This is a genomic window from Streptomyces endocoffeicus, from assembly GCF_016741935.1.
Taxonomy (GTDB): Bacteria; Actinomycetota; Actinomycetes; order Streptomycetales; family Streptomycetaceae; genus Streptomyces; species Streptomyces endocoffeicus.
Map to the genome: position 1 here is coordinate 526,076 of NZ_JAERRG010000003.1, position 26,489 is coordinate 552,564.

Genomic DNA, 26,489 nt, shown 5'->3' on the forward strand with positions numbered 1-26,489 from the left:
GGTCGTGGTCACGTCTCTTGCCAGCCTGCCGCCCCGCGGCCGCGTCAGGCAGGCCGCGCTGTGCGGGGGAGCGGCCAGCGGGGGTGTGACAGGGCCCCCCTCCGCGGGCGTGTCACGGTGGTGGCGGGGCGACACTGGCGTCATGGCACCCGAGCAGCACGGCGGCGGCGAGGAACTGGGGCGCTTCCTGCGCGCCCGCCGCACCCAGACCAGCCCGCGGACCGTGGGTCTCACCCCCGGGCCCGGTGTCCGGCGCACCCCCGGGCTGCGCCGCGAGGAGCTGGCCACCCTCGCCGGTGTCAGCATCGACTACTACACCCGCCTGGAGCGCGGCAAGGAGACCCGTCCCAGCCCCGCCGTGGTCGACTCCCTCGCCCGCGCCCTTCGTCTCGACGACGCCGAGCACCAGCATCTGCGCGAGCTGGCCGTCCGCGCCGCCCGCTACGCGCCGCAGCCCGCCCCCGCCCCCAGCCGCACCGTGCGCCCGCATCTGAAGCTGCTGCTGGAGACCGTGCGGCCGAATCCCGCCTACGTCGTCAGCCGCGGTATGGACATCCTGGCCCACAACCCCGGCGGCCTCGCCCTCTACGCGGGCATCGCCGACTGGCCGGCCAAGCAGCGCAACCTCGCCCGCTACCTCTTCCTCCACCCCGCCGCGCGTGATCTCTTCCCCGACTGGGACAACCAGATCCGCGGCTGCGTCGCCCGGCTGCGCGCCCTGGCCGGAACCGACCCCGACGCCCCCGACCTCACCACCCTCGTCGGCGAGCTGCTGCTCAAGAGCCCCGACTTCGCCGGACTGTGGGAACGCTACGAAGTCACCGGCCGCAAGATGGCCACCAAGACCTTCCAGCATCCGCAGACCGGCAGGATCACCCTCAGCTTCCAGGGCATGGCCCTCGAAGGCACCCCCGGCCACCGGCTGGGCGTCTACACCGCCGAACCCGGCACCCCCGACCACGACGCCGTCCTCCTGCTCGACATGACCGCCACCCCCACCGGGCCGAGCCCGTCCGAGCAGCATCGATAACCGGTCAGACCGGGCAGTCGCTCCCAGTCGCTCCGTCCCCAGTCGCTCCGTCCCCGGGCGCCCGGCCGTCAGCGGTCCCGGGCGGGGTGCTGGTTCCGCTGGTCCGGGGCGGACAGGGCCGGGATCTCGGGGTGGTCGCGCAGGGCCGCCACGACCGCGTTCACCGCGGCGCGCTGCGTCGTGCCGCGCCGCACCGCGATGGTGATGTTGCGGTGCACCGGTGTGCTCAGCTCGCGGGTGGCGACGGCGTGGTCCGGGGTGATGGCGAGGGCGGGCAGCAGGGTGATCGACCGGCCCGACTCGACGTGTTGCAGCAGCATCAGATAGTTGCTGAACCGGCAGGCCACCCTGGGTTCGAACCCCGACTCGCGGCACAGCCGTACGGTCAGATCCGCCATGTACGACTGGGGTCGGTCACACGCCCAGGTCTCCTCCGCGCACGCCGCGAGGTTCACCGTCGTACGACTGGTGAGCGGGTGGTCGCGCGGGAGCACCAGCACGATCGGGTCGGTGCCCAGCGGGATGATCTCGAGGTCCGCGCCCCACGAGAGGCCGACGTAGTCGGTGGTGGTGACGATGACGTCCGCCTCGCCCGAGCGGAGGGCCGGTCCGCCCTCGTGCGGATCCAGCTCGATCAGTTCGAGGTGCAGCCGCGGATGGGTGGTGGCCAGGCGGGTCGCCGCCGGGACCGCGAGGGTGTAGATCGCGCTCTGGAACGCCCCGAGCCGTACGGTGCCGATGGGCTCGTCGTTGAGGGCGTGCAGCTCGGCCTCGGCCTCCGCCATCTGGTCCAGGATCTCCCGGCCCCGGCGGGCCAGCAGCAGTCCGGCCGGGGTCAGCCGCACCTTCCGCCCGGTCCGCTCGATCAGCTTGCACCGGGTCTCGGTCTCCAGGACCGCCAGTTGCTGGGACACCGTCGACGCGCTCAGGTGCAGCGTCTCGGCCACCGCGCGGACGGTGCCCAGGGTTTCCAGCAGGCTGAGCAGCCGCAGCCGACCCGAGTTGAGCATGGGGGCGATTCTACGGTCCCGCTGTCCGGTTCTGCCGAACAGAACGGTCGGATCTGTGCGATGGACACGCGCAGTGGCGCATCCCTAACGTCGTTCGTATGGATCCCGAGACAGCCGGTGGCGCCGTGGAGCGCCACCTCATCCGCTATTCCGGCCGAGCCGCGTTCACCCCCGAGGTCATCGCCCGCGCCGCGGGCACCTCGGTGTTCACCGAGAGCGGCCGCGAGCTGCTCGACTTCACCTCCGGCCAGATGAGTGCGATCCTCGGCCACTCCCATCCGGAGATCGTCGCCACGGTGCGCGAGCAGGTCGCCCACCTCGATCATCTGCACAGCGGCATGCTCAGCCGCCCGGTCATCGACCTCACCCGGCGGCTCGCCGAGACCCTGCCCGGCCCCCTCGAGAAGGCGTTGCTCCTGACGACCGGGGCGGAGGCGAACGAGGCCGCGGTGCGGATGGCGAAACTCGTCACCGGCCGCCATGAGATCGTCTCGTTCGCCCGGTCCTGGCACGGCATGACCCAGGCCGCCGCGAACGCCACCTACAGCGCCGGGCGCAAGGGCTACGGACCCGCCGCGCCGGGCAACTTCGCGCTGCCGGTACCGGACGCCTTCCACCCCGACATCGTCGACGCCGAGGGTGTGCTCGACTGGCGCCGCCAGCTCGACCTGGGCTTCGACCTCATCGACGCCCAGTCGGTCGGCAGTCTCGCCGCCTGCCTGGTCGAGCCGATCCTCAGCTCCGGCGGTGTCATCGAACTCCCGCCGGGCTATCTCGCCGCCCTGGCCCAGAAGTGCCGGGAGCGGGACATGCTGCTGATCCTCGACGAGGCGCAGACCGGGCTGTGCCGCACCGGTGACTGGTACGCCTTCGAGCATGACGGCGTCGTCCCGGACATCCTCACGCTGTCCAAGACGCTCGGCGCCGGGCTGCCGCTGGCCGCCGTGTTGACCAGCCCGGAGATCGAGCAGCGGGCGTACGACCGGGGGTTCCTGTTCTTCACCACCCATGCCAGCGACCCGCTGCCGGCGGCCGTCGGCAACACCGTCCTCGACGTGCTGGTCCGTGACCACCTCGACAAGCGTGCGCGCGAACTCGGCACGGCACTGCGCGGTCAGCTCGATGAGCTCGCCACCCGCCATGACGTCGTCGGGGACGTCCGCGGCCGCGGGCTGCTGCTGGGCATGGAGCTGGTCGGTGACCAGGTGCTGGGCGCCGGTGGCGCCGACCGGCTCGGCGCGGCCGTCACCCGGCGCTGCTTCGAGCTCGGGCTGCACATGAACATCGTCCAGTTGCCCGGCATGGGCGGCACCTTCCGGATCGCGCCCCCGCTGACCGCGAGCGACGACGAGATCGCCCGCGGTGTCGCCATCCTCGACCAGGCGCTCACCGACGCCGTCCGCGGCCTCTGACGCCGTGCCATGCGTACCGCCTGACGCCGTGCCATGAGTACCGCCCGACGCCATGCCATGAGTACCGTCTGACGTCATCTCATGAGTCCGCATGACATCTGTCATGCGGACTCATGACACACCGCACTCCTCCCGGCCCCGCCGTGCCGGAAACCTGGAAGGCATGGACACCGTCATCGAAACCGCCGACTTGCGGCGGCACTACAAGGGGTTCGAGGCCGTGCGCGGCGTCGATCTCACGGTCGCCCGTGGTGAGCTCTTCGCGCTCCTGGGGACCAACGGGGCCGGTAAGACCTCCACCCTCGAGGTCCTGGAGGGGCAGGCCACTCCCACCTCCGGGACGGTCCGGGTGCTGGGCGGCGACCCGTACCGCGACCGCGCCGCCGTCCGCCCCCGGATCGGGGTGATGCTCCAGGAGGGCGGCTTCCCGACCGAGCTCACGGTCACCGAGACCGCGCGCATGTGGGCGGGGTGCACCAGCGGCGCCCGCCCCGTGGCGGAGGCCCTGGAGCTGACCCGGCTGACCCAGCGGCGGGCGGTGCGGGTCAAGCAGCTCTCCGGTGGCGAGCGCCGCCGCCTCGATCTCGCCCTGGCCCTGCTGGGGCGGCCGGAGGTGCTGTTCCTGGACGAGCCGACGACCGGCCTGGACGCGCAGTCCCGCCACGAGACCTGGGAGCTGATCCGCGAGCTCAAGGAGCAGGGCACGACGGTGCTGCTCACCACCCACTACCTGGAGGAGGCGGAGCAGCTGGCCGACCGGCTGGCGATCATGCACGCCGGGCGGATCGCCACCTCGGGCCGGGTCGCCGACGTGGTCGCCGAGCGGCCCTCGCGGATGAGCTTCGAGCTGCCCCTGGACTACTTCCTCGGCGATCTGCCGCCGCTGGCACCGCTGGGGGTGACCAGGCAGGAGAACACCGGGCGGACGGTCCGGCTGGAGACCGCCGATCTCCAGCGCACGGCGACCGCGCTGCTGCTGTGGGCCCGGGACAAGGACGTGGCGCTGCGCGGGTTCGACGCCCGGTCGGCCACGTTGGAGGAGGCGTTCATGGAGATCGCGAAGGGCCTGGAGAGCGAGGGGGCACGATGACGACGTCAGCAGCCCGTACGGGACACGCACACGCGGCCACGCCCACCCGGGTCACCGCCATGGACCGCCTGGCCGCCCTCGGCCGCGCCGAGCTGACGCTGCTGATGCGCAGCAAGGCGTCCCTGGTCAGCGCGGTGATCCTGCCGAGCGTCATGGCCTTCGCGATGCGCGGTGTGGTCAAGCAGCTGGACCTGGGCGGCACCGGCCTGTCGGTGGCCACCGTCATGCTGCCCGCCGCGCTGGCGATGGCGATGTTCTTCTCCGTCTACACGAACCTGGTCGGCGTGTATGTGCTGCGCCGCGAGACCCTCGTACTGAAGCGGCTGCGCACCGGCGAGGTGCGCGACTGGGAGATCCTCGTCGGCAACGCCCTCCCGGCGTTCCTGCTGGCGGTCGTGCAGTCCGTGCTGCTGGCGGTCGGGATGACCGTGTTCCTGGACGCGGACGCGCCGGCCGCCCCGCATCTGGCGGTGTTCGGCCTGCTCATCGGCGTGGCCATGCTGGTGGCCTCGGGAGCGCTGACGGCCGCGTTCACCCGGACCGCGGAGAGCGCACAGCTGACGTTCCTGCCCTTCCTGCTGGTGACCATGGCCGCCTCCGGGGTCTACGCGCCGCGCGAGGTGATGCCGGACACGATGGCCGACATCGCCGCCTGGCTGCCGTTCTCGCCGGTGATGGACCTGCTGAGGGGCGGCTGGACGGGCGACCTGGACGGTGTGGACCAGCTTCGGGCGGCGCTCCTCGCGCTGGTCTGGACGGGCCTGGCAGTGCTCGGTGTGCGTCGGTGGTTCCGCTGGGGACCGCGGGGCTGAGGACGGCGGAGCCCGAGGTGATGGGATGAGGGACATGAGCGGGACGATGAATATGAGCGTGGAGCACTGGGTGGAGCGGTTCGGGGGACCGGACGGGCCCGAGCGCTACCGCCGCTACACTCTCGCCACCGTCGCCTTCCTCGCCGTCACCGAGGCGGCGCTGTGGGTGTTCTGGATCGCCACATCGGAGGCCGGCCCGCTCGGGCTGGCCCTGGTGGCGGCGGTGGGCACGGCGCACGTCGCCGTCCAGGGGCTGCTCTCCCGCGCCGCCCTGCTCCACTACCTCGGCGCCGGACCGCGCCCGGTCTGGCTGGTCGCGCTGTACGCCGCCGTCACCGTGGCCATGGCCGCCCTGGGGTGTGCGTTGCTGGCCACCGGACGCATCCACGAAGGGAACCTGGCGGCGTATCTGGTCTGGCTGCTGATGTACTACGCCGGCCCGCCGATGCTGGCGCTGCCGCGCCGCGCCGGGGCGGCGCTGGTCGCGGCGGTGCCGGTGGTGGCGCTCGGCGCGGCGGCGGCCAGCGGGCTGTCGGGCCAGGCGCTGGCCCTCGCGATCGGCGCCACCTTGCTGATGGTTCCGTTCATGGCCATGGCGATACGGGTCTCCGGATGGAGCGTGCGGCTGATCGAGGAGCTGGCCAGGGCGCGGGCGACGCAGGCCCGCCTCGCCGTGGCGGAGGAGCGGCTGCGCTTCGGCCGCGATCTGCACGATGTGCTGGGCCGTAACCTCGCGGTGGTGGCGCTGAAGAGCGAACTCGCGGTGGAACTGGCCCGGCGGGGCCGGGAGGAGGCGGTGGCCCAGATGGAGGAGGTGCAGCGGATCGCGCAGGAGTCCCAGCGGGAGATCCGCGCGGTGGTACGGGGCTACCGCACCGCCGATCTGCACGCGGAACTGGCCGGAGCCCGGTCCGTCCTCGAAGCGGCCGGGATCGACTGCCGGATCGAGAACGGCCCGGCGGCGCGGCTGCCCGCGCAGACGCAGACCGCGCTCGGCTGGGTGGTCCGCGAGGGAACGACGAACGTGCTCCGCCACGCGCAGGGCGCGTCCCGCTGCGAGGTGTCCGTGCGTGCCACGGTCGGGGGCTCGGTGGCACTGCTGATGGAGAACGACGGGGCGGACGCGGACCCCCGACCGGGCACCGGCAGCGGCCTGCCGGGGCTGCGCGAGCGCCTGGCCGAGGTGGACGGCACCCTGGCCACCGAGCGGCACCCGGACGGGACCTTCCGCCTGACCGCGAGGATTCCGTGGGAGGCGGGCGAATGATCAGGGTTCTGCTGGCGGACGACGAACACCTCATCCGGGGCGCGCTCGCCTCCCTCCTCGCGCTGGAGGACGACATCATCGTGGTGGCGGAGGCCGGAACGGGCGACGAGGCGCTGGCCATGGCCCGGGCACACCGCCCCGACGTGGCCGTCCTGGACATGCGGATGCCCGGGCGTGACGGGGTGTCGGTGGCGACGCGGCTGCGCGACGAGGTACCGGAGTGCGCCTCGATGATCGTTACCAGCCACGCCGGGGCCGGGGCGCTGAAACAGGCGCTGGCGGCGGGTGTGCGCGGCTTCGTGCCGAAGACGGTGTCCGCGCGGCGCCTGGCCGAGATCATCCGTACGGTGCACACGGACGGCCGCTACGTGGACCACGAACTGGCGGCGGACGCGATCGCCGCGGGCGAGTCGCCGCTCACTCCCCGCGAGGCGGAAATGCTGTCCCTGGCCGCGGACGGGGCACCGGTGGCGGAAATCGCGTCCCGCGCCGCGCTGTCGCCCGGGACGGTGCGCAACTACCTGTCCGCCGCGGCGGCCAAACTCGGCGCGGAGAACCGCCACATGGCGGCGCGGATCGCCCGCGAGCGCGGATGGCTGTAGGGGGCTGCGCCGGTAGCCGTCAGCAGTCATCGGCGACAGGTCAGCGCGGGCGTCGGCGGCGGCGGCCGAAGAGGAGGGCGACACCGCCCAGGAGCAGCGCCACCGCGCCCGCGATCACCCACGCGGCGGCCGCGTCGGCGGGCCGGGACTCCCCCCGGGCGCGGGAGTCGGAGGGGTTGGCCGCGGGCGACGGCCGGGCCGAACCGGTGGCCGTGGCGGCCTTGATGATGAGGTCGGTGACCGCCTGGGGGTGGGCGATCATGGCCACGTGAGAGGAGTTGATCTCCACGGTGTGCGAGTGGGCGCGCTTGGCCTCGAAGCGCTCCTGCCGGGGGTTGATGGTCTTGTCCTGCCGGGCGACGAGGAACCAGGACGGGATCTGCCGCCACGCCGCCACCTTGGCCTTCTCCGAGAACGCGGCCGTCGCGGCGGGCCGTTGGGTCGCCGCCAGCAGCCTCGCCGTACTGGCCGGCAGATCGGCGGCGAAGACCCGGTGGAGCTTGTCCCGCTTGAGGTACAGATCCGTGCCCCGCACCCCGCCACCGGCCCGGTACGGGACCGCCTTGATGGCGGTGGCGAGCTCGCTGGGGTACCGGGCGGCCAGCGACTGCCCGCTCTCCCCCTTGTCGAGCACCTGGGCGGACACGTACACCAGCGACTTCACCCGGGAGTTCCCCGCCGCGGCCACGCTGATGACCGCGCCGCCGTAGGAGTGGCCCACCAGCACGATCGGGCCCTTGACGCTGTCCAGGACGGAGGCGATGTAGGCGGAGTCGGTGGTGAGGCCGCGCAGCGGGTTGGCGGGGGCGATGACGGGGTAGCCGCGGCGCTCCAGCCGTTCGATGACACCGTTCCAGCTGGAGCCGTCCGCGAACGCGCCGTGGATCAGGACCACCGTGGGTTTACGAGGGGCGTTGTCGTCCTCCGCGGCGGCCGGGGCCGCCACGGCCGCGCACACCGCCATCGCGCACCCGGCCGCCGCGACACGTGCCCGGAGCCGTCCGCGTGCGGAGCCGAGAGCCGGAGACGCCGCCATGGTGTCCTCGCTTCCCTGGAGGTCTTCGCTTGAGGGTTTTGTGGCTCCTCAACGTTCGCCGGACCCGCGGCGCGTGGCCGCGCGGCAGGGTCCGATCGGGTGAAGTAGGTGATCCACCAGGGTCATGCCGCGCTGACAACGATTCCCACGACCTGCCCGCGTCGTCCTTGTACTGCCTTTGCCTCGAGTTCGCCGGGCATTGGCCTGAGCTTGTTTGCATACAGGAATGGACCACATCACCTTCTTGGTGGCGGTCGTCATCGTCACGGCGCTCGCTTTCACCCCAGGCATGATCTTCGCGGGGCTGGTCGGGGCCGTGTGGGTCGGTGCTGGTTCTCATGGCGTGCACTTTGACAAGGTTGTCGAGAAGGTGCTGATACCGGCGGTGGCCTCGCCGGTCGTGGCCGGTGTCGCCGCGCTGCTGGCCACCTACCTCGCGTACCGGCTCACCGACCGCGCCCGCAAGAAGTCGGTGACCAAGGGGTTCCGGGCCGGTCAGATCGCCTCGGCCTCGCTCGTCTCCCTCGCCCACGGCACCAACGACGCGCAGAAGACCATGGGCGTCATCACGCTGACCCTGATCTCGACGGGTGCCCTCGGCCATGACGCCGGTCCGCCGCTGTGGGTGATCGCCTCCGCGGGTCTCGGCCGACGGCTGGCGGAGGTGCGCTGGGGCGTCGCGGGCCGCATGGTGATCGCCTGGATGGTCACCCTGCCCGCCGCCGCGCTGGTCGGCGGCGTCTCCGCGAGCGTGGTCACGAACGGCGGAAACATCGGTGCGGTGGTCGTCGCGCTGATCGGCGCGGCCCTCGCCGGGGGCATCGTGCTCCTCTCCCGCCGTAACCCCGTGGACGCGAAGAACGTCAACGACGCCCACGAGGTCACCATCCGCAACGAGCCGCCGGCCAAGGTCGGCACGGCCGCATAAGTCCTCGATTTCCGGAGAGTTAAAACGATGCATCTCGACTGGACCGCACTCGGCCAGGTCACCGCGGTGAGCATCGGCGTCACCATCGCCGCTGTCACCGTCTTCGCCCTCGGCGTCCTGGGCGTCGCCCGCGTGGAGGCGGCCCGTGAGGAGAACGGCACCGGCTCGACCCTGGGCCTCACCCAGGCCGGACTGTGCTTCGTGGCGTGCGCGGCGGTGGTGGCCTACGGGATCTACCTGATCGTGCCGCAGTTCCACTGAGAACGGAAAGGAAGGACTGGATGACAACGCCGCCCTTGCTGTCCGAGCTGGCCGACCTGACGGTCGACTACAGCGACCACGACGACCCCGTGCTCATCCGGCCGGACGGCAGCCCGGTCGACACCTGGCGGGAGAACTATCCCTACGCGCACCGCATGGAGCGCAAGGAGTACGAGTGGCACAAGCGGCTCCAGCAGATAGAGCTGCTGAAGCTGCAGAGCTGGATCAAGGAGACCGGACGCCGGCTCGTCATCGTCTTCGAGGGTCGGGACGCGGCCGGCAAGGGCGGCACCATCAAGCGCTTCACCGAGCACCTCAACCCACGTGGCGCCCGGGTCGTGGCGCTGGAGAAGCCGACCGAGCGCGAACGTGGCCAGTGGTACTTCCAGCGGTACGTGGAGCATCTGCCGACCGCGGGTGAGATCGTGCTCTTCGACCGGTCCTGGTACAACCGGGCCGGTGTCGAGCGGGTCATGGGCTTCTGCTCCAAGGACGAGTACCGGCGCTTCATGCGCCAGGCGCCGCTCTTCGAGCGGATGCTCGTGGACGACGGTGTGGACCTGGTGAAGTTCTGGTTCTCGGTGTCCCAGAGCGAGCAGCGCACCCGCTTCACGATCCGCCAGGTGGACCCCGTACGGCAGTGGAAGCTCAGCCCGATGGACCTCGCCTCGCTGGCCCGCTGGGACGACTACACGGCCGCGAAGGTCGCCATGTTCCGTGAGACGGACACCGAGTACGCGCCCTGGACGGTGGTCAAGAGCAACGACAAGAAGCGGGCGCGCGTGGAGGCCATGCGCAGTGTGCTCGCCCGTTTCGACTACTCCAACAAGGACGAGGAGGTCGTCGGCACCGCCGACCCGCGCGTCGTGGGCGCGGCGGCGGGTCTGCTGGAGGAGGGCGAGGACGACACGAACGACGCCACCGGTGCCACCGGGACGAACGACGCCGACGGGCGCTGACGAGCACACCGAAGTCGAGCACACGGACGCCGGACGCCAGGGCCGGGCCCGCACACCCGGGCCCGGCCCTGGCGCGCGCCGGCGCGCCGGACCGCCCCGGGTTGTCCGGTCAAGCCGCCCGTTGCCTCCCGCATCGTTCAGACAGCCGTAACCGACGGCGCGGGGTGTGCACACCTGTTCTCCGCAGGGTGGGCGTCATCCCCGGTGCCCTCACTCCCCGAGAGGCCCGATCGCCCCACCGCTCGAAGGACGACGCATGCCTCGCCACCTCCGCATCCCCCTCGCTGCCGCGCTGCTGCCGCTCGTGCTCACGGCCTGCGGTGCCAGCGCCTCCGACAACGGCTCCACCTCGGAGGGACGGGACCCCGACACCCTGGTGGTCGCGGCGATCCCGTCGGAGAACTCCACCTCGCTCGCCCAGCAGTACGCCCCGATCGTCAAGCTGCTGAAGGCCGAGACCGGCAAGAAGGTCCAGATGCAGAAGGCGACCAGCTACGCCGCCGTCATCGAGGCGCAGCGGGCGCACAAGGCGGATGTCGCGCTGTACGGTCCGCTCTCCTACGTCGTCGCCAAGGGCAGCGGAGTGGGGGTGAAGCTGGCCGGTGCGCTGGTCGCAGCCAAGGGCGAGACGCCGGGCTACCAGTCGTACGGCATCACCCGCGGCAGCAACAAGGACATCAAGAGCCTCGCCGACTTCAAGGGCCACAAGGTGTGCTTCGTGGACCCGACCTCGACGTCCGGCTATCTCTACCCGCAGTCCGGTCTGCTGAAGGCGGGCGTGAAGCCCGGCGACTACACCAAGGTCATGGCGGGTGGCCACGACGCCTCGGCGCTGTCGGTCGCCTCCGGTGACTGCGACGCGGGCTTCGCCTTCGACACCATGGTGGACAGCGACCTGATCAAGCAGGGCAAGCTCAAGAAGGGCCAGCTGAAGACCGTCTGGAAGTCCACCGAGATCCCCGGCTCGCCCGCCGCGGTCTCCACCGACCTCACCGCGAGCCTGCAGAAGAAGATCGTCGACGCGTTCGAGACCAAGGCCAACGCCGACTACATGGAGTCCAAGGGCTACTGCTCCGGCGACGGCTGCAAGATCGACGACAACTGGGGCTTCGTCGCGGTGAAGGACTCCGACTACGACAGCGTCCGCGCCGTCTGCGACGCCACCAAGGACGCGCAGTGCAAGGACGGCTCGTGACGGCCCCGACCGCCGGCACCTCCCCGGCCACGGCCTCCCCGGCCACCGGCTCCCCGGTCACCGCCGGGGAGCCGGTGATCCGGCTGGACGGTCTGACGAAGCGGTTCGGCAGCGGCGCCGACTCCCTGCTCGCCCTGGACGAGGTGTCGTTCGAGGTGCGGCCCGGTGAGGTCGTGGCCCTGCTGGGGCTGTCCGGCTCCGGCAAGTCGACGCTGCTCTCCCTGCTCGACGGGCTCCAGCCGCCGACCTCCGGCGACGGCACGGTCCTCGGCACCGCGCTGGCCCGGGCCGACCGGTCCGAGCTGCGCGCGCTGCGCCGCCGGATCGGCTTCGTCTTCCAGCAGTTCCATCTGGTCGGCCGGCTCAGCGTCCTGGAGAACGTGTGCACCGGCGCCCTCGGGTCGCTGCGCGGGCCCCGGCTGGGGCTGCTCAGCTATCCGCGGGCGGTGCGGGAACGCGCGCTGGACGGGCTGGAGCAGGTGGGTCTGGCCGCGCACGCCTTCCAGCGGGCGGACACCCTGTCCGGCGGCCAGCAACAGCGCGTCGCGGTGGCCCGCGCCCTGATGCAGGAACCCGGCCTGCTGCTGGCCGACGAGCCGGTGGCCTCCCTCGACCCCGAGTCCTCGGCCCAGGTCATGCGGCTGCTGGCGCGCGTGGCCCAGGAGCGGGAGCTGACCGTGCTGTGCAGTCTGCACCAGGTCGATCTGGCCCTGTCCTGGGCGCACCGGATCGTCGGCCTGCGGTCGGGCCGGGTGGTGATGGACGTCGCCACCGAGGGCATCGACCGCGCGACAGTGATGCGGCTGTACGAGGAGGTGGCCGCCGGGAGCGCCGAGGGCATGGCCGCCGCCGTCGCGGCGGGCTCGACCGCCGCCCGCCACCCCGTCTCCGCGTCCGCCCCCGTCCCCGTCCCCGCGCTCGCGAAGGGGGACTGAGTGTCGGTAGTCGAACAGCATCCCCCGGCCGCGCCGCCCAGCGGTCCCGGCCCGGGTCCCGGCGCGGCGCGTCCGCACCGGCGGACCCTGGCCCGGCCCACCGCGGCCGGGCTCAGCGCGGCCATGGCACTGCTGCTGTGCGTGGGCGGTGGCGTCTGGGCGTTCAGCGCGCTCCGGATCAACATCGCCACGCTCATGGACAGCGGCGACAACGCGGTGGCCTTCCTCTCGCGGGCGCTCCCGCTGGACTTCCCGCCGACCGGTGAACTGCTCTCGCTGATCTGGCAGACGCTGGCCATCGTGGTCTCCGCCACCGTGCTCTCGGTGGTGCTCAGCGTGCCGCTGGCCCTGCTGGCGGCCCGTAACACCACGCCGGGGACCGCCGCTCGGGCCGCCTCCCGCGGGGTGATCGTGCTCTGCCGCGCCGTCCCCGAGGTGGTCTTCGCCATCGCCGCCTTCCGCGTCTTCGGGCTGGGCGGGATGACGGGTGTGGTCGCGCTCGGTGTCCACTCCGTCGGCATGGTGGGCAAGCTGTACGCGGACGCCGTCGAGCAGACCGACGAGGGCCCGCGCACCGCGCTGCGCGCGACCGGCGCCGGGCGGCTGCAGCAGATCACCGGCGCGGTGCTGCCGCAGGCGCTGCCGTCCCTGGTGGCCACCGCGCTGCACCGCCTCGACATCAACCTGCGCGCCTCGGCCGTGCTCGGCTTCGTCGGCGTCAACGGCCTGGGGTACGCGCTGTCCACGGCGATCACCACCCTCGACTACCGGCGGGCGATGGCGATCGCCCTGGTCCTGCTGCTGCTCTGCTTCGTCGCCGAGTCGATCTCCGGTGCCATCCGGCGCACCCTGCTCCAGGACGTCACCGCTTCACGGCGGTCCAGCCGTTCGTGGCCGGCGCTCCGGGGCGCGCGCCGCGACGACCGGCCGGGCGACACCAACGCCGTCGTGGGCACCGCCGCCGTGGGCACCGCCCCTGTGGGCACCCCCGCGTCCCCGGCCGGTGGTGCCACGCCGGTACGGCGCCGCCGGAGCCTGCCGCGCTGGAGCGCCCGGCGGATCCGCCGGACCACCTGGCTGGTGCTCACCGTCGCCCTGGTCGTGGCCTCTGCCGTGCGCTCCGGTCTGTCCTGGGGCACCCTGCGGCGTGGCGCCGAGTCGTTCTTCCCGACCCTGGGCGACTTCCTGCCGCCCGGCACCGGGGGGATCGGCGGCCAGCTCTGGGACGATCTGTGGGTCACCCTCCAGATCGCGCTCGCGGGCACCCTCATCGGGCTGGTCCTGGCGCTGCCGCTGGGCGCTCTCGCGGCCCGGAACGTGGTGGGGTCGCCCCGGGTGGCGCGGTTCTTCCGCACGGTCATCCTCCTGGTGCGGGCCATCCCGGAACTGGTCCTGGCGATCGTCTTCGTCGTCGTGACCGGCCTGGGCGCGGTCTCCGGCGCGCTCGCCCTCGGCGTCGGCTCCATCGGTCTGCTCGGCAAGCTGGTGGCCGACTCCCTGGAGGAGACCGACCCCGGCCCGGCCCGCGCCCTGGTGGCCACCGGTGCCCGCAGGCACCAGGTGTTCTTCGGGGCCATCCTGCCCCGGGCCTGGCCCGCGGTGGTGGGGCATCTGCTGTACCAGCTGGACGTCAATCTGCGCGCGGCGACCCTGCTCGGCATCGTCGGCGCCGGTGGCATCGGCTACGACCTGCTGAACGCGGCCCGGGTCCTGCAGTTCCCCGTGGTCACCACCATCGTGCTGATGGTGCTGGGGCTGGTGCTGCTCATCGAGGGGCTGGCCGTCTGGGTGCGCAAGGTGTACGCCTGACCGGGCGCTCCGCCCCTGGACTCGGAGTCTGGGGCGGAGGCCCCCACAGGCGGCCCGGCAGAGGACACGACAACTGTTCCCACCGTTCACCCACTGGAAGTGGAATGGTTCATTTCGCTGACTTGTCCGGACAACTCGCGCGGTTCAGAGTGACGAGGTGCCCAGTCGAAGCCGCTACACAGAGATCGCCGAGGTGCTCGCCGCCGAGATAGCGGACCAGCCGACTGACGTCCGTGTCGCCAGCGAGCACGAGATCGCGGCCCGCTTCGGCGTCAGCCGGGCGGCCGCCCGCTCCGCTCTCCAGGAGCTGGAAGGCCGCTATATGGTCCGCCGGGTCCGGGGCGCGGGCACCTTCGTCAACCGTCCGCTGGACTATGTGCTCTCCCAGAGCCGGGTCCCCTCGATGCACCAGACCATCCGCGAGGCGGGCGGTGTGCCGCGCACCGTGGTGCGCGACGTGACCACCGTCCCGGCCACCGGCGCCATCGCCGAGCGGCTGGAGCGCGAGGAGGGCAGCGCGGTCCACCTGCTGATCCGGCAGTCGTACATCGACGGCCTGCTGAGCGGCTGGTCCGAGGAGTGGATCCCGGTCGACATGCTGCCGGAGCTGGACGCGGCCGTGCACGCCGTGGAGTCGCTGGACTCCATCCTGCGGCAGATGTGCGGGGTGACCCCGGTGCGCTCCTGGTGCCGGGTGTGCAGTGTGCTGCCGGACCGGCGGGTGGCGGAGGGGCTGGAGACGGCGCACAACCGGCCGGTGTGGCTGGTGGAGAGCCTGAGCCGGGACGCGGTCTCCGGCCGTGCGGTGATGTGCAGCTCCAGCTGGTCCCGCCCGGACAGCATCCGGATCATCGTCGAGCTCGACGGCCCGGCCGCCACCCCCTGACCACCCGGCCCCGGCACCTCTACCGTTGGCGGCGCCGGACGTACAGCCGGCGGCCCTCCGGGCCGGTCCACTCCAGCCGTACGACACCGGGCACGGCGGCGTCGGCGATGCGCGACGGGTCGGACCAGTAGCCGAAGTTCGGATTGCGGAAGAACGTGGCCCACAGACGGCCGCCGTGGTCCACGAAGACATTGTTGTGGCCGGCGCCGACACCCGCGGTCCACCGCTTGGAGTACGGCCCCTCGAAGCGGTCCGCGACGGCGATGACGGCGTCGTAGTGGTACTGGACACGGCCCGGACCGGGCGGGTCGTAGGCGTAACGCGTGCTGCCGTCGGGATTGACCGACGTCCGGTTCCACGCGGCCTGGAGCAGGTAGTACGCGCCCCCGTGCTTGAACACGTACGCACCCTCGAGATACGGCTCGGGGGAGTAGGGCCGCTGCCGGAACGCCGGGAGGCCGCTCGTCGGGACGATGTCCTCCATGTCGTCCCGGAACCTCGCGTAGAGGTTGTTGTGCAGCACGAGCCACGCGTCGTCGCCCTCGGTGAAGAGGCTGCCGTCGATGTGGTGGTACGCGCCGGGCTCGATGAAATCCGGCCCCCCGATGAACGGGTGGCCGAAGGGCTTGTCGAGATTGCCCTCGATGAGCCGGTACGGGCCCTCGACGCCACCCTCGCTCACCAGCAGGAACGACCCGACCTTCCGGGAGTGGTCGCCCATGCACGCGACGATGTACCAGGTGCCGCGGAAGTGGTGCAGCTCCGGGGCCCAGACCTCGCCACGCTTGCCGAACCGCTCGTCGTACCAGTACTCCTGCCACGGGGCGACGACGGTGCGTCCGGGCTGGTTCTCGCCGGCGAACTCGGGTGACCACACCTTGCCCCGCTCGGCGCCGGGCCGGATGCCGGTGGTGTCGACCAGCTTCCAGGGGCCCCGCAGGGACGGGGCCACCCACACGAAGATGCCGTCGTTCCACGGGCCGGCGGTGGTGAGTCCGGGCACGCGGGTGGTGCCCGTGGCCACGTAGACCGGACGGCCGTCCACGACGAAGCAGTTGACGTAGGTGTCCCGCATCCAGACCAGGCCGCGCTCCCGGTCGCGGGGGCGCGGCTGGAGCGGGAGGACGAAGGAGTTGTCCTTGCGCGGCCACAGGTCCGGGCGGGTGTCCGCGAGGCCGTAGGGGTCGGGTTCGGGCCAGTTCGACGGGTAGCGCCGCGTCGCGGCGGCCTCCGGGGGCGATGCCTGGGCGGTGGCCGCGGGCAGTCCCGCCGCCACGCCCAGGGAACCCGCGACTCCGGCCAGCAATGTGCGTCTGTGGATGGGCGACCTGTTCTCGGAGCTGGTTGGCATGAGCACAGCATGCGGATGCCCGCCGATTTACGTCAAGAGCCAGGAAAAAAGATGACGCGACGCGGACCGGGTACCCGATGCGGGCGCCCGGAGGGTCCGGACGCTCCGCCCGGAAAGGCGGTGGCTCATGGATCTGCCCCGTGCCCGTGCGCACGGCACCGTGACCCAGCGGCTCATCGATGATCATCTGTTGTCCGGCCGGACGGCGCCGGGGGAGGAGATCGCGCTGCGGGTGGACCAGACGCTGACGCAGGATGCCACCGGCACGCTGGTGATGCAGGAGCTGGAGGCGCTGGGCCTGGACCGGGTCCGTACCGAGGCCAGCGTCCAGTACGTCGACCACAACATCCTCCAGGCCGACGAGCGCAACGCCGAGGACCACCTCTTCCTGCGCTCGGCCGCCCGCCGCTTCGGCCTGTGGTTCTCCAAACCCGGCAACGGCGTTTCCCACCCGACCCATATGCACCACTTCGGCGCCCCCGGCAAGACGCTGGCCGGTTCCGACTCCCACACCTGCGCGGCCGGTTCCCTGGGCATGCTGGCGATCGGCACCGGCGGCCTGGAAGTGGCGCTCGCCATGGCCGGACGGCCGCTCCACCTCACCATGCCGAAGGTCTGGGGCATCCGGCTGACCGGGGAGCTGCCTCCGTGGGTCAGCGCCAAGGATGTGATCCTGGAGCTGCTGCGCCGGCACGGGGTGCAGGGCGGCGTCCACCGTGTCCTGGAGTACCACGGCCCCGGTCTGGCCTCCCTCACCGCGATGGACCGCCACGTCATCGCCAACATGGGGGCGGAACTCGGCGCCACCACCACCGTGTTCCCCTCGGACGCGGCGGTGCGCGGCTTCCTCGACGGGGTGGGGCGCGGCGAGGACTTCGTCGAGATCACCGCGGCGGAGGACGCGTCCTACGACCTCGACGAGGAGATCGACCTGTCGTCACTGGAGCCGCTCATCGCGCGGCCCACCTCGCCGGGAAACGTCGTGCCGGTCAGGGAGGCCGCCGGGGAGCCCATCGCCCAGGCCGTCATCGGCTCCTCCGCCAACCCCGGATTCCGCGACTTCGCCGTCCCCGCCGCCATGGTGGCCGGGCGCCAGGTCCCGGCCGGGGTGAGCTTCGACATCAACCCGACATCCCGCGAGATCCTCCAGGACCTGACGCGCCGCGGTGCCACGTTCGACCTGATCGCCGCCGGTGCCCGCGTCCACCAGTCGGGCTGTCTCGGCTGCATCGGCATGGGGCAGGCCCCGGCCACCGGAAGCAACTCCCTGCGCACCTTCCCGCGCAACTTCCCCGGTCGCTCGGGCACCGCGGACGACGCGGTGTGGCTGTGCTCACCGGAGACCGCCACGGCCTCCGCGCTGACCGGCGCCATCGTGGATCCCCGCGACTGGGCCGAGCGCGTCTCGGTGGCGGTCCCTCCCGCGCCGGACGCCCCCGACCCGCCGTCGAACAACGACGCCATGCTGGAACCACCGCTGCCACCGGACGAGGCCGCACGCGTGCGGCTGGTACGGGGCCCCAACATCTCCGCGCTGCCGCAGCTGGATCCGCTGCCGGACAGCATCCACGGCCCCGTACTCCTCAAGGCCGGTGACGACGTCTCAACCGACGAGATCTCCCCGGCCGGGGCGGACGCCCTGCCCTACCGCTCCAACATCCCCAAGCTGGCGGGATTCACCCTCATCCGGCTGGACCCCGACTATCCGCGGCGCGCCGAGGCGGTCCGGGAGGACACCGGGCATCTCATCGTCGCCGGTGCGAACTACGGCCAGGGCTCGTCCCGCGAACACGCCGCCATCGCCCCGCGCTACCTCGGCCTGCGAGCCGTCATCGCCAAGTCCTACGCCCGCATCCACTGGCAGAACCTGGTCAACTTCGGTGTGCTGCCGCTCGAATTCGAGGACCCCGCCGACTACGACCGCATCGGCCCCGACGACCGGCTGCATGTGTCCGGTCTGCGCGAGGCCCTCGCCCCGGACGGCGACCCGGCCCTCCGCGTCCGCAACGCGACCCGGGACGAGGAGTACACCGTCCGCCACCGGCTCTCGCCCCGGCAGCGGGAAGCGGTGCTCGCGGGCGGTATCATCCCGGCTCTCGCACACTGAGGTGAGTGCTATGACACTGAGCGACGGAACGTATCGGATAGGCCCGCCGGACGCCCGGCTGCTGATCAGGACCAGCCGTACCGGGCTCGGCCGGAGGGCGGGGCACGATCTGACGATCGCGGCCACCCGATGGTCCGGGGACGTGGCGGTGGTGGCCGACGCTCCTGAGCGGTCGTCGGTGAGCGTGACGATCGAGACGGACTCTTGGGACGTCCGCGAGGGGACCGGCGGGCTGAAGCCGCTCACGGACGGCGACCGGGCCGACATCAAGCGGACACTGGAGGGCAAGGGGCAGCTGCACACCGCGGAGCACCCCACGATCACCTTCCGCTCCACCCACATCACCGGTACGCCCGAGTCCTTCGAGATCACGGGCGACCTCACCATCAAGGGCCGGACCCACCCGGTGACGGTGCACGGGAGCGCCGATCCGGACGGGACGCTGCGCGGCTCGGCGTCCTTCCCGCAGTCCACCTGGGGGATCAAGCCGTACACCGCGTTCCTGGGCGCGTTGAAGCTGGCCGATGAGGTCCGGGTGGAGTTCATATGCCCCGGCGTGGCGGGCCCTTGAGGGTCCGCCACGCCGGGGGTAAAGCCAGGGGGTGCCGTTAGCCGCCGGTCCGGGACGCGTTCTGGCAGCTTTCCGCGCCCTTGCACCGCTGGAGCGCGGTGAGGGTGCGGTGCAGGGCGGCCCGTTGTTCGGCCGAGAGGGACGCCGCCCGGTTGTTCAGCTGCTCGGGATCGGAGTCCAGCGCGTAGAACTCCCGCTGCCCATCGGTGTATTCGACGTAGAGGGAGTCATCGGTGCGCATCGCCGCGTAGCTCGGCGGGTTGCCGCTGATGTCGGGCGCCGCGTCGGGATCGTCCTTCGTGGAACCCGCGTGATGGTGCTCGACCAGGACGGTCCGGCGCCAGTCCTTCTCCGTCCGGCCGTGCATCAGGTCCTTGAGGCTGCGCCCGTCCACGGTCGACGGCGGGTCCACGCCCGCCAGGTCCAGGAAGGTCGGGTTCAGATCGACGTTCTCCGCGAGCTGCGACACCTTCTCACCGGCCGGAACATCGGGCCCGGTGACCATCAGCGGCACGTTGACGTCGGTGTCGTAGGCGGTCTGCTTGCCGGGACGGAGCCGGTGTTCGCCCATGTGGAAGCCGTTGTCCGAGCCGAACACGATATAGGTGTCGTCCGCCAGCCCCTTCTCCTCGAGCGTCTTCTCCAGCTGACCGATCATGTCGTCGACCGCCTGGACCGAGCGCACGCGCTTGGCGAACTTCCGGTCGATCTCCTTCTTCTCCTTCGACTTCAGCGGCGTCAGGATCTTCTGCCACTCCGGCGCGTTACGGGTCGCCTGGTCATAGGCATCGGTCTGCGGAGCCGTGAGCCCGGGGAACGTGTCCTCGTCGCGCGGCGCGGGTGTGGAGGGGCCGTGCGGTGCGAACGTGGCGACCTCCAGCATGAACGGCTTCTTCGCCTCCGCCGAGGAGCCGATGAAGGAGGTGGCCTTCTTCGACAGGACGTCCGTCAGATAGTCCTGGGGGGCCTTCCCATAGGGCACGACCTTGCCGTTCTCGTTGAGGTCGTAGTCGTACTCCTTGTAGCCGTCCCCGGCGACGTCCCACTCGTCCCAGCCGGAGGGCACATAGGGCTTGCCGGTGCCGTTCTTGTCGCCCGGCTGGTATCCGTTGAGGTACTTGCCCATGAACCCGGTGCGGTAGCCGGCGCGTTGCAGCGCGGGCCCGAAGGTCTTCTCCTCGTTGCGGTTCTTCATGAAGGCGCGGTAGCCGCCGTCATCACCGCTGTTGGTGAAGACCCCGGTGTTGTGCGGGTACTGCCCGGTGAGGAGGGACGAACGCGACGGGCAGCACAGCGAGTCGGTGGCGAAGAAGTCGGTGAACGTCGTCCCCTTCTTCCGCATCTGCTCTACGTGCGGCATGTACTTCACGAGATTCCACGCCAGGTCGTCGGTGAGGACGTACACGATGTTGGGCTTCGTGCCGGAACGCGAGGCGGCGGCGTCAGAGGTGGCACCTTCGGCCGTGTTCCCCATTCTGTTGTTGCACGAGGCCAGCATCGCGATGGCCAGGGCCGCACACAGGGCGGCGAGGACACGTGGACGGCGACTGCCGAACATGGCGCAACCTCCTACGAGTTGTGCGTCTTGGTCGCCGGGAACCGTAGGAGACGGCTTTGTGTGATTCTTGTGAGACACCGGCGCCCCGGGCCATGAGCGGCCCGGGGCGCCTGCCGTGAGCTTGTCCGAACAGCGTCGCGGCGGCGTCGCCTACGGCGTGGCGGCGTGCTGTTTGACGAGTTCGTAACTGCGCAGGCGCGCGGCCAGCGAGTAGACCGGTGTGACCAGCATCAGCTCCTCAGCGCCGGTCGCCTTCGCCACCTCCGCCAGCCGCCGCAGGACGGTCTCGGGCGTGCCGTACGCCTGATGGGCCCCGAACGCCGCGACCCCCGCCCGCTCCTCCGCGGTGAACGGATGCGCCGACGCCTCCTCGGGGGAGGGGAACGGGGTCTCGCTGTGGCCCTTGAGGAGCCCGGCCTTGACGACGTTCATCGGGCCCGCCAGCCACTTGGCCTCGTCCTCGGTCTCGGCGCAGATGGTCTCCACGCACACCAGCACCCGGGGGCTTTCGCACCACGGGGAGGGGGAGAAACGCGCACGGTAGTGGTCGAGCGCGGCGAGGGTGTTGTCGGGGCGGATGTGATGGGCGAAGGCCATGGGCAGGCCGAGCCGCGCGGCGAGCGCCGCACCGGCGTCGCTGGAGGCCAGCAGCCACGGCTCCGGGAGCGTGCCGAGCGCGACCTCCTCGACCAGGAACCGCAGCGTCGCCGCCACATCGTCCCGGTACCCGTCCTCCGTCGTCGGACCGGCGCCATGCCGCAGCGCCCGGGCCGTGGCCTCGTCGAAGGTGCCGGGACCGCGGCCGATGCCCAGGTCGATCCGGTCGGGGTGCAGCGCGGCGAGGGTGCCGAACTGCTCCGCCAGCATGATGGGGGCGTGGTTGGGGGCCAGTACGCCTCCGGAACCCAGGCGGATGGCCGAGGTCGACGCGGCCGCGTGGGCGGTCAGGACCACGGGTGGGAACGCGCCGATGGCGGGGGAGTGGTGGTGCTCGGCGTACCAGAGTCGGCGGTAGCCGAGGGCGTCGAGACGCTGGGCGAAGGCGGTGGTGTCACGCAGCGTGTCCACGGCTCGCGTACCAGCTTGGACCATGGCGACTTCCAGCGCGGAGAGCGGCACATCGATCATGCCTGTGAGCATACGGAGTGCCGGTGGGGTACGGCAGCGGTTCCCCGACCCCGGGTGTTCGGAACCCCGGTGGTCAGGGTATGCGTTGACGGTTTGGCCCACGAAAGAGGAGCGAGACCGCATGGCTGCCACGCTGGACGACATCACCCGCACATGGCTTCGGGAACCCCGGTTCTGGCAGGTGGCCACGCTGAACCCGGACGGTTCGCCGCAGTTGACGCCGATGTGGGCCGATCTGGAGGACGGCCTGGTGGTGATCAACACCTCGGCGGGCCGGGTCAAGGAGGAGAACCTCCGGCGTGATCCCCGCGTGTCGCTGTGCTGTATGGACACCGAGGACCCGTATCACCGGGTGGAGATCCGGGGCAGCGCCGTCCGCTTCGTCGAGGGCGATCCGGCCGTACGGGTGATGGACCGTCTCGCGCGGAAGTACCTGGGCACGGAGACATTCCCCTGGCTGGCCCCCGGCGAGGTGCGGGTGGCGGTCTACATCGAGCCGCACCATGTCCACCGCGTGGCCGGCGTGGAGAGGTTCCGGCCGGGGGTGCTGCCGGAGGCGTGAGGGCGCGGTCCGGGCACGGGGGACAGGACACGGGGGAGGAGCGCGGGGTGGACGAGGAACGACGCCACGGCGATGGCGATGGCGGTGGCGATGGCGATGGCAGTGGTGGTGGCGGTGGTGGTGGCGGTGGCCACGCGGGCGAACCGCTGGCCGCCGCCGTCCAGGGCGTGCTGTGCTGGGCCACGGACGACATACCGCGGTTCACGGAGCTCGTGGTGTGGCTGTACCGGGCCGTGGACCACCCCACGAACTCCCCCGAGGAGGCCCACGCGGAAGTGGCGGCCCTGGGCCTGGACCGGCCGGGCCTCGCCCCGCTGCGCGAGCTGCTGACCGGGCTCGGCTCGGGCGAGGGCGACCCCCGGGCACTGGCCCAGGACGTCCGGCGCGGCGCGGACGTCGCCCGGCAGGCCCTGCGGGAGCTGCCGGCGCCCACGGTCGAACGGCCCACGCCCGAACGGCTCCGCATCGCCAGGCTGCACGCCGCCCTGCTGGTGTGGGCCAACCTCCTGGTGCCCGGCACCATGGACTTCGACGAGCTGGACGAGGCCGCCATGGCGGAGCCGGGGCCGGATCCCGACGACCGTCCCAGCCGCCCGGGGTATGTCGGTCTGGAGAAGCGGCTGGCCGCTCTGGTCGATGCCGTACGGGTGTCCCAGACCGGCGATCTGACACACCTGGAGACCAGCGCCACCCGGCTCCGGGAGATGATCGACACCTTGTCGGGGGACGGCGAGAGGGCCGCGACCGCCCGCCGTTCCCTGGCCGCCGGCATGGCCGGGCGGCTCCATGAGGTGGCGGTGCTCGGGGGCAGCCTCCAGGCCGCCGACGCCGCGCTGACCATGGCCAGGGAGTTGCGTGCCGTATACGAGGACGAGGGCTCACTGCCGTCCCTGAACACGCTGACCTCGGTGGTGTTCGCCGCCCAGCACGAGCTGGCTCTGGCCCGCCGCAGCGGGGACCCCACCGTGCTGCCGCGCCTGGTCGAGGAGTTGACCGGCCTGTACGCGATGCTGCCGCCCGACCAGGAGAACCGCTTCGCCCTCGCCGGTGTCCTGGCCGAGGTCCATCAGGAACAGGCCGCCCGTACCCAGGATCCGGCCGGATTCCGCGCCGCGGCCGGGTATCTGAGGGAGGTGGTGGAGACCGACCCGCGGGGGCTCGCCCCCATGCTCGCGCCGTACTTCCCGGCCGTACGCGCCTCCGCGCTGATCCAGCTGATCATGATCGAGCCCAGCCGGGACGCCGCCGCCGAGGCCATCGCGGAGGTCCACCGGATCCTCGAGGGACCGCAGCCCTCCCCCCACCAGGAACTCCGGTCGCGGTACCAGCTCGGCCGGGCCCTGCTGCACACCGCCCGCCACCTCGACGACCCGGATCTGCTCGACCTGTGCATCACCGAGCTGTCCCGGGTCCGTGAGCTGATCGCCCGGGGCGATGGCCTGCCGCACACCGCCGACGCCCTGACGCAGCTGTCCGAGGCCCATTGGCTGCGCCGCGACCGCGGTGGTCCGCGCGCCGCCGCGGACCGCGAGGCCGCCCTGGCCGCCCGAGGCGAGGCGCTGGTCAGGGTGTCGGCCGACGTCCTGCTCCAACTCGGCTCCGAGCACGGCCTGTCCGTGGCCCGCTTCGGGTCGGCACAGGCGCTGTGGCTGGCCTACTGGACCACCGTGTGCGGTCGCCCGGACGACGCGGTGAACGCGCTGGAACTGGGCCGGGCCCTGGTGCTGCGGGCCGCCGCCGCGTCCCGTGGCATTCCCGAACTCCTCGACGCCCGGGGGCACCCGGACCTGGCCCGGCAGTGGCGCGCCGAGGTCGCCACGGACGCGCCCCGGTCCGATGCCACGGCCGTGCCTCAGCCCGATGCCACGGACGCGCCCCGGCCCGATGCCACGGCCGCGCCGCCGGGCCAGGCCACCGGGCAGCGGGTCCCGGGCACCCTGCGGCGCAGGGCACTGGAGGCGCTGGGCGCGGGCAGCGGCGCGGACGCCTGGCGGCTGCTCGGCCCCCCTGACCTGCCGGCTCTGAGGGCCGGTCTCACCGCCTCCGGCACCGACGCGCTCGTCTATCTCGTCCCCGGACAGCGCCCCGGCATGCCCGGCTTCGCCCTGGTCCTCCGCCCCGACACCGACAGCGCGCGGCCCGCCGTCCTGAAGCTGCCGCTGCTGACCCCCGGCAGCCCGCCACTGGAGCGCTACCTCGACGTCACCGCCCGGCGTACCGGGGCAGCCGACGCCACGGCGGAACCGGGCCGTCGGACGGAGTGGGACGGGCAGTGGGAAGTGGCCTTGCGTGAGCTGTGCGACTGGGCCTGGCCCGCCGCGATGGGCCCCGTCCTGGCCGCCGTGGGCCCGCTCCACAAGCCACCCAGGATCGTGCTGGTGCCGTGCGGGCCACTCGGCGCGGTCGCCTGGCACGCGGCCCGCACCCCGTACGGGACCAACGGGCGCGAGCACCGGTACGCCTGCGAGGAGGCGGTGCTCAGCTACGCCCCCTCCGGCGCCGAGTTCCTGCGGGCCGCGCCCCGGGACCGGCTGCCCACCGCCGCCGGGCAGGTCCTGGTCGCCGACCCCGAACTCAGCCTCGTATGGGCCGAGATCGAGGCGGAGGCGCTGCACACGGCCTGCTACCCGGACGGCCTCCGCTACGGCGAGTTCCCCACCGCCGACGTCAGCGACGCGCCGGGGACACCCGAGGACATCCTCGCCGCCCTGCCCGGTGGCGGCTCACCGGTGGCCGTTCTGCACATCTGCTGCCACGCCCTGGCCGGTCCTGACCCCACCCGCTCGGCACTCTGGCTCGCCGCCCCGCCCAGCGGTCCCGAGGAGGCCGGACGCCTGACCGTGGCCCGCATCCTGGACGGCGCCGCCACCGAACAGCCGGGCGGGGCAGGCCCGTTGGTGGTGCTCAGTGCCTGCGAGACGGACCTGAGCACCCGCGACCACGACGAGGCCCTGACTCTGTCCACCGCCCTGGTCGCCCGTGGCGCGGCCGATGTCATCGGCTCGCGCTGGGCCGTGAACGACGCCCCGACGGCGCTGATGATGGCCGTCTTCCACGACTTCGTCACCACACATGGCCTCGCCCCGGTGGACGCCCTGCGCGCCGCCCAGCTCTGGATGCTCGACCCGCGCCGCGAGCCCCCGCCCACCCTCCGCGGCGAACTCCGCGGCGAGGCCACCCGCACCGACCTCGACCAGATCCACTTCTGGGCCGCCTTCACCCACCAGGGCAACCCGGCGGCCCGGGACACACACTGATCCCGGCTCCGTGCCCTGCGACCTGCGACCCGCGCCCTCCGGCCGGAGGGCGCGGGGCTATCCGAGGACGAGCGGGAGCTTCGCGGCCAGTTCGCCCAGGTCGGCCTGTTCCCCGGCGGTCGGGGCCCGTCGCCCGGTGCCGACCAGCAGCGTGTCCTTGTCGGACCACGACGCGGGGAACGCCGCCCCGGCGATCCTCTCCAGCATCTCGCGCGCCCCGGTGAGGCTCTCGGCGGGAGGGTCCGCCGCGCCCGGGAGGTGGGCGATCAGGTCGAGATGGTGCAGGGTCCACTCCATGACGTACGCGGAGAGGTAGTCGCCCGCGGTGAGCACCACATCGCGGGTGCCGACCCGGAGGGCCGGGTCGGCGAGTCCGGCCGCGCGCCCGGCGGCGGAGCCCACGTCGTCGAGGTGGAACTTCAGCAGCCACGGGTCCTCGTACGCGGCGGCCAGCCGGACGGTCAGCGCGTCGAGCGGGTCGTCGCCGGTCGGCGGCGCGTCGGCCACCTCCCAGTAGGACACCGCGTCGCGCGTCGGTTCCGCGTCGGTGGGGGTAGCCAGGGTGATCAGGACGTCCTGAGCGTCGATGACCAGGTGGCACACCAGATCCCGGACGAGCCAGCCGGCACAGCCGGAGGGCCGTGCGAAGTCCTCGTCCGGGAGCTCGGCGACCGCCGTGCGCAACGCCGTCCACGAGCGTGAGAAGAGATCCACGGCCGCAAG

23 protein-coding genes are annotated in these 26,489 nt (G+C 72.2%); 17 read left to right on the top strand and 6 right to left on the bottom strand.

Annotated features, from left to right (window positions below):
* Window positions 1-142 precede the first annotated feature (142 nt).
* Entirely contained in the window at window positions 143-1,030 is an 888-nt protein-coding gene (locus JK364_RS12480) for a helix-turn-helix transcriptional regulator (RefSeq protein ID WP_201850650.1), read from the top strand.
* 68 nt (window positions 1,031-1,098) lie between these two features.
* On the opposite strand, the gene JK364_RS12485 is transcribed toward JK364_RS12480, so the two are convergent.
* Window positions 1,099-2,040 carry a LysR family transcriptional regulator gene (locus JK364_RS12485; protein ID WP_201850652.1) on the bottom strand — a complete coding sequence of 314 codons (942 nt, stop codon included), beginning with the start codon at window positions 2,038-2,040 and terminating at the stop codon, window positions 1,099-1,101.
* 98 nt (window positions 2,041-2,138) lie between these two features.
* Between JK364_RS12485 and JK364_RS12490 the strand changes: the two genes are divergently transcribed.
* The 5 genes from JK364_RS12490 (at window position 2,139) to JK364_RS12510 (ending at window position 7,223) form a co-directional block, all read left to right on the top strand.
* Window positions 2,139-3,452 (top strand): aspartate aminotransferase family protein, encoded by a 1,314-nt coding sequence (locus tag JK364_RS12490; RefSeq protein WP_201850654.1) that lies wholly within the window; start codon window positions 2,139-2,141, stop codon window positions 3,450-3,452.
* A 163-nt stretch (window positions 3,453-3,615) separates the two neighbouring features.
* Window positions 3,616-4,542, top strand: a complete 927-nt coding sequence (locus JK364_RS12495) for an ABC transporter ATP-binding protein (protein ID WP_201850760.1) — start codon at window positions 3,616-3,618, stop codon at window positions 4,540-4,542.
* On the top strand, window positions 4,539-5,354 hold the full coding sequence (locus tag JK364_RS12500; protein WP_201850656.1) for an ABC transporter permease: 816 nt from the start codon (window positions 4,539-4,541) through the stop codon (window positions 5,352-5,354). Before JK364_RS12495 ends, JK364_RS12500 begins: the two co-directional genes overlap by 4 nt.
* Window positions 5,355-5,388: 34 nt before the next feature.
* Entirely contained in the window at window positions 5,389-6,621 is a 1,233-nt protein-coding gene (locus JK364_RS12505) for a sensor histidine kinase (RefSeq protein WP_230991784.1), read from the top strand.
* Window positions 6,618-7,223, top strand: a complete 606-nt coding sequence (locus JK364_RS12510; protein ID WP_201850658.1) for a response regulator transcription factor — start codon at window positions 6,618-6,620, stop codon at window positions 7,221-7,223. The genes JK364_RS12505 and JK364_RS12510 overlap by 4 nt, the downstream gene beginning before the upstream one ends.
* A 40-nt stretch (window positions 7,224-7,263) precedes the next feature.
* Here the strand turns inward: JK364_RS12510 and JK364_RS12515 are convergent, their stop codons facing one another.
* Window positions 7,264-8,259 (bottom strand): alpha/beta fold hydrolase, encoded by a 996-nt coding sequence (locus tag JK364_RS12515; protein WP_201850660.1) that lies wholly within the window; start codon window positions 8,257-8,259, stop codon window positions 7,264-7,266.
* Between the two features lie 226 nt (window positions 8,260-8,485).
* Between JK364_RS12515 and JK364_RS12520 the strand changes: the two genes are divergently transcribed.
* The 7 genes from JK364_RS12520 to JK364_RS12550 all read left to right on the top strand — a co-directional run bounded on the left by JK364_RS12520 (window position 8,486) and on the right by JK364_RS12550 (window position 15,232).
* On the top strand, window positions 8,486-9,187 hold the full coding sequence (locus tag JK364_RS12520; protein ID WP_201850662.1) for an inorganic phosphate transporter: 702 nt from the start codon (window positions 8,486-8,488) through the stop codon (window positions 9,185-9,187).
* A 27-nt stretch (window positions 9,188-9,214) separates the two neighbouring features.
* Window positions 9,215-9,448: a hypothetical protein gene (locus JK364_RS12525; RefSeq protein ID WP_201850664.1), complete on the top strand. Its 234-nt coding sequence runs from the start codon at window positions 9,215-9,217 to the stop codon at window positions 9,446-9,448.
* A 20-nt stretch (window positions 9,449-9,468) separates the two neighbouring features.
* Window positions 9,469-10,407, top strand: a complete 939-nt coding sequence (gene ppk2, locus JK364_RS12530) for a polyphosphate kinase 2 (protein ID WP_201850666.1) — start codon at window positions 9,469-9,471, stop codon at window positions 10,405-10,407.
* Window positions 10,408-10,663: 256 nt separating this feature from the next.
* Window positions 10,664-11,602 (top strand): phosphate/phosphite/phosphonate ABC transporter substrate-binding protein, encoded by a 939-nt coding sequence (locus JK364_RS12535; RefSeq protein WP_201850668.1) that lies wholly within the window; start codon window positions 10,664-10,666, stop codon window positions 11,600-11,602.
* Window positions 11,599-12,537, top strand: a complete 939-nt coding sequence (gene phnC, locus JK364_RS12540; protein ID WP_307841243.1) for a phosphonate ABC transporter ATP-binding protein — start codon at window positions 11,599-11,601, stop codon at window positions 12,535-12,537. The genes JK364_RS12535 and phnC overlap by 4 nt, the downstream gene beginning before the upstream one ends.
* Complete coding sequence (gene phnE / locus JK364_RS12545) at window positions 12,538-14,346, top strand: phosphonate ABC transporter, permease protein PhnE (RefSeq protein WP_201850670.1); 1,809 nt, start codon at window positions 12,538-12,540, stop codon at window positions 14,344-14,346.
* Window positions 14,347-14,503: 157 nt separating this feature from the next.
* Entirely contained in the window at window positions 14,504-15,232 is a 729-nt protein-coding gene (locus JK364_RS12550; protein WP_201850671.1) for a GntR family transcriptional regulator, read from the top strand.
* A 19-nt stretch (window positions 15,233-15,251) separates the two neighbouring features.
* On the opposite strand, the gene JK364_RS12555 is transcribed toward JK364_RS12550, so the two are convergent.
* Window positions 15,252-16,583 (bottom strand): family 43 glycosylhydrolase, encoded by a 1,332-nt coding sequence (locus JK364_RS12555; protein ID WP_201850673.1) that lies wholly within the window; start codon window positions 16,581-16,583, stop codon window positions 15,252-15,254.
* A gap of 127 nt (window positions 16,584-16,710) precedes the next feature.
* Between JK364_RS12555 and JK364_RS12560 the strand changes: the two genes are divergently transcribed.
* Together JK364_RS12560 and JK364_RS12565 are read left to right on the top strand one after the other, a co-directional pair.
* The gene (locus JK364_RS12560) at window positions 16,711-18,690 is read left to right on the top strand and encodes an aconitate hydratase (protein ID WP_201850675.1); all 1,980 of its coding nucleotides are present in this window, start codon (window positions 16,711-16,713) and stop codon (window positions 18,688-18,690) included.
* Window positions 18,691-18,700: 10 nt separating this feature from the next.
* Window positions 18,701-19,261 carry a YceI family protein gene (locus tag JK364_RS12565; RefSeq protein WP_201850676.1) on the top strand — a complete coding sequence of 187 codons (561 nt, stop codon included), beginning with the start codon at window positions 18,701-18,703 and terminating at the stop codon, window positions 19,259-19,261.
* A 37-nt stretch (window positions 19,262-19,298) separates the two neighbouring features.
* Here the strand turns inward: JK364_RS12565 and JK364_RS12570 are convergent, their stop codons facing one another.
* Together JK364_RS12570 and JK364_RS12575 are read right to left on the bottom strand one after the other, a co-directional pair.
* Window positions 19,299-20,819: a sulfatase family protein gene (locus JK364_RS12570; protein WP_201850677.1), complete on the bottom strand. Its 1,521-nt coding sequence runs from the start codon at window positions 20,817-20,819 to the stop codon at window positions 19,299-19,301.
* A gap of 150 nt (window positions 20,820-20,969) precedes the next feature.
* A complete protein-coding gene (locus JK364_RS12575; protein ID WP_201850678.1) occupies window positions 20,970-21,947 on the bottom strand; it encodes an MsnO8 family LLM class oxidoreductase in 978 nt (325 codons plus the stop codon).
* Window positions 21,948-22,068: 121 nt separating this feature from the next.
* Between JK364_RS12575 and JK364_RS12580 the strand changes: the two genes are divergently transcribed.
* Window positions 22,069-22,509, top strand: coding sequence for a PPOX class F420-dependent oxidoreductase (locus JK364_RS12580; protein WP_201850679.1), 441 nt, complete (start codon window positions 22,069-22,071; stop codon window positions 22,507-22,509).
* A 47-nt stretch (window positions 22,510-22,556) separates the two neighbouring features.
* Window positions 22,557-25,766, top strand: a complete 3,210-nt coding sequence (locus tag JK364_RS57545; RefSeq protein ID WP_307841245.1) for a CHAT domain-containing protein — start codon at window positions 22,557-22,559, stop codon at window positions 25,764-25,766.
* A 57-nt stretch (window positions 25,767-25,823) separates the two neighbouring features.
* Here JK364_RS57545 and JK364_RS12590 read toward each other — a convergent pair whose 3' ends face one another.
* Window positions 25,824-26,480 (bottom strand): maleylpyruvate isomerase N-terminal domain-containing protein, encoded by a 657-nt coding sequence (locus JK364_RS12590; RefSeq protein WP_201850763.1) that lies wholly within the window; start codon window positions 26,478-26,480, stop codon window positions 25,824-25,826.
* Window positions 26,481-26,489 lie beyond the last annotated feature (9 nt).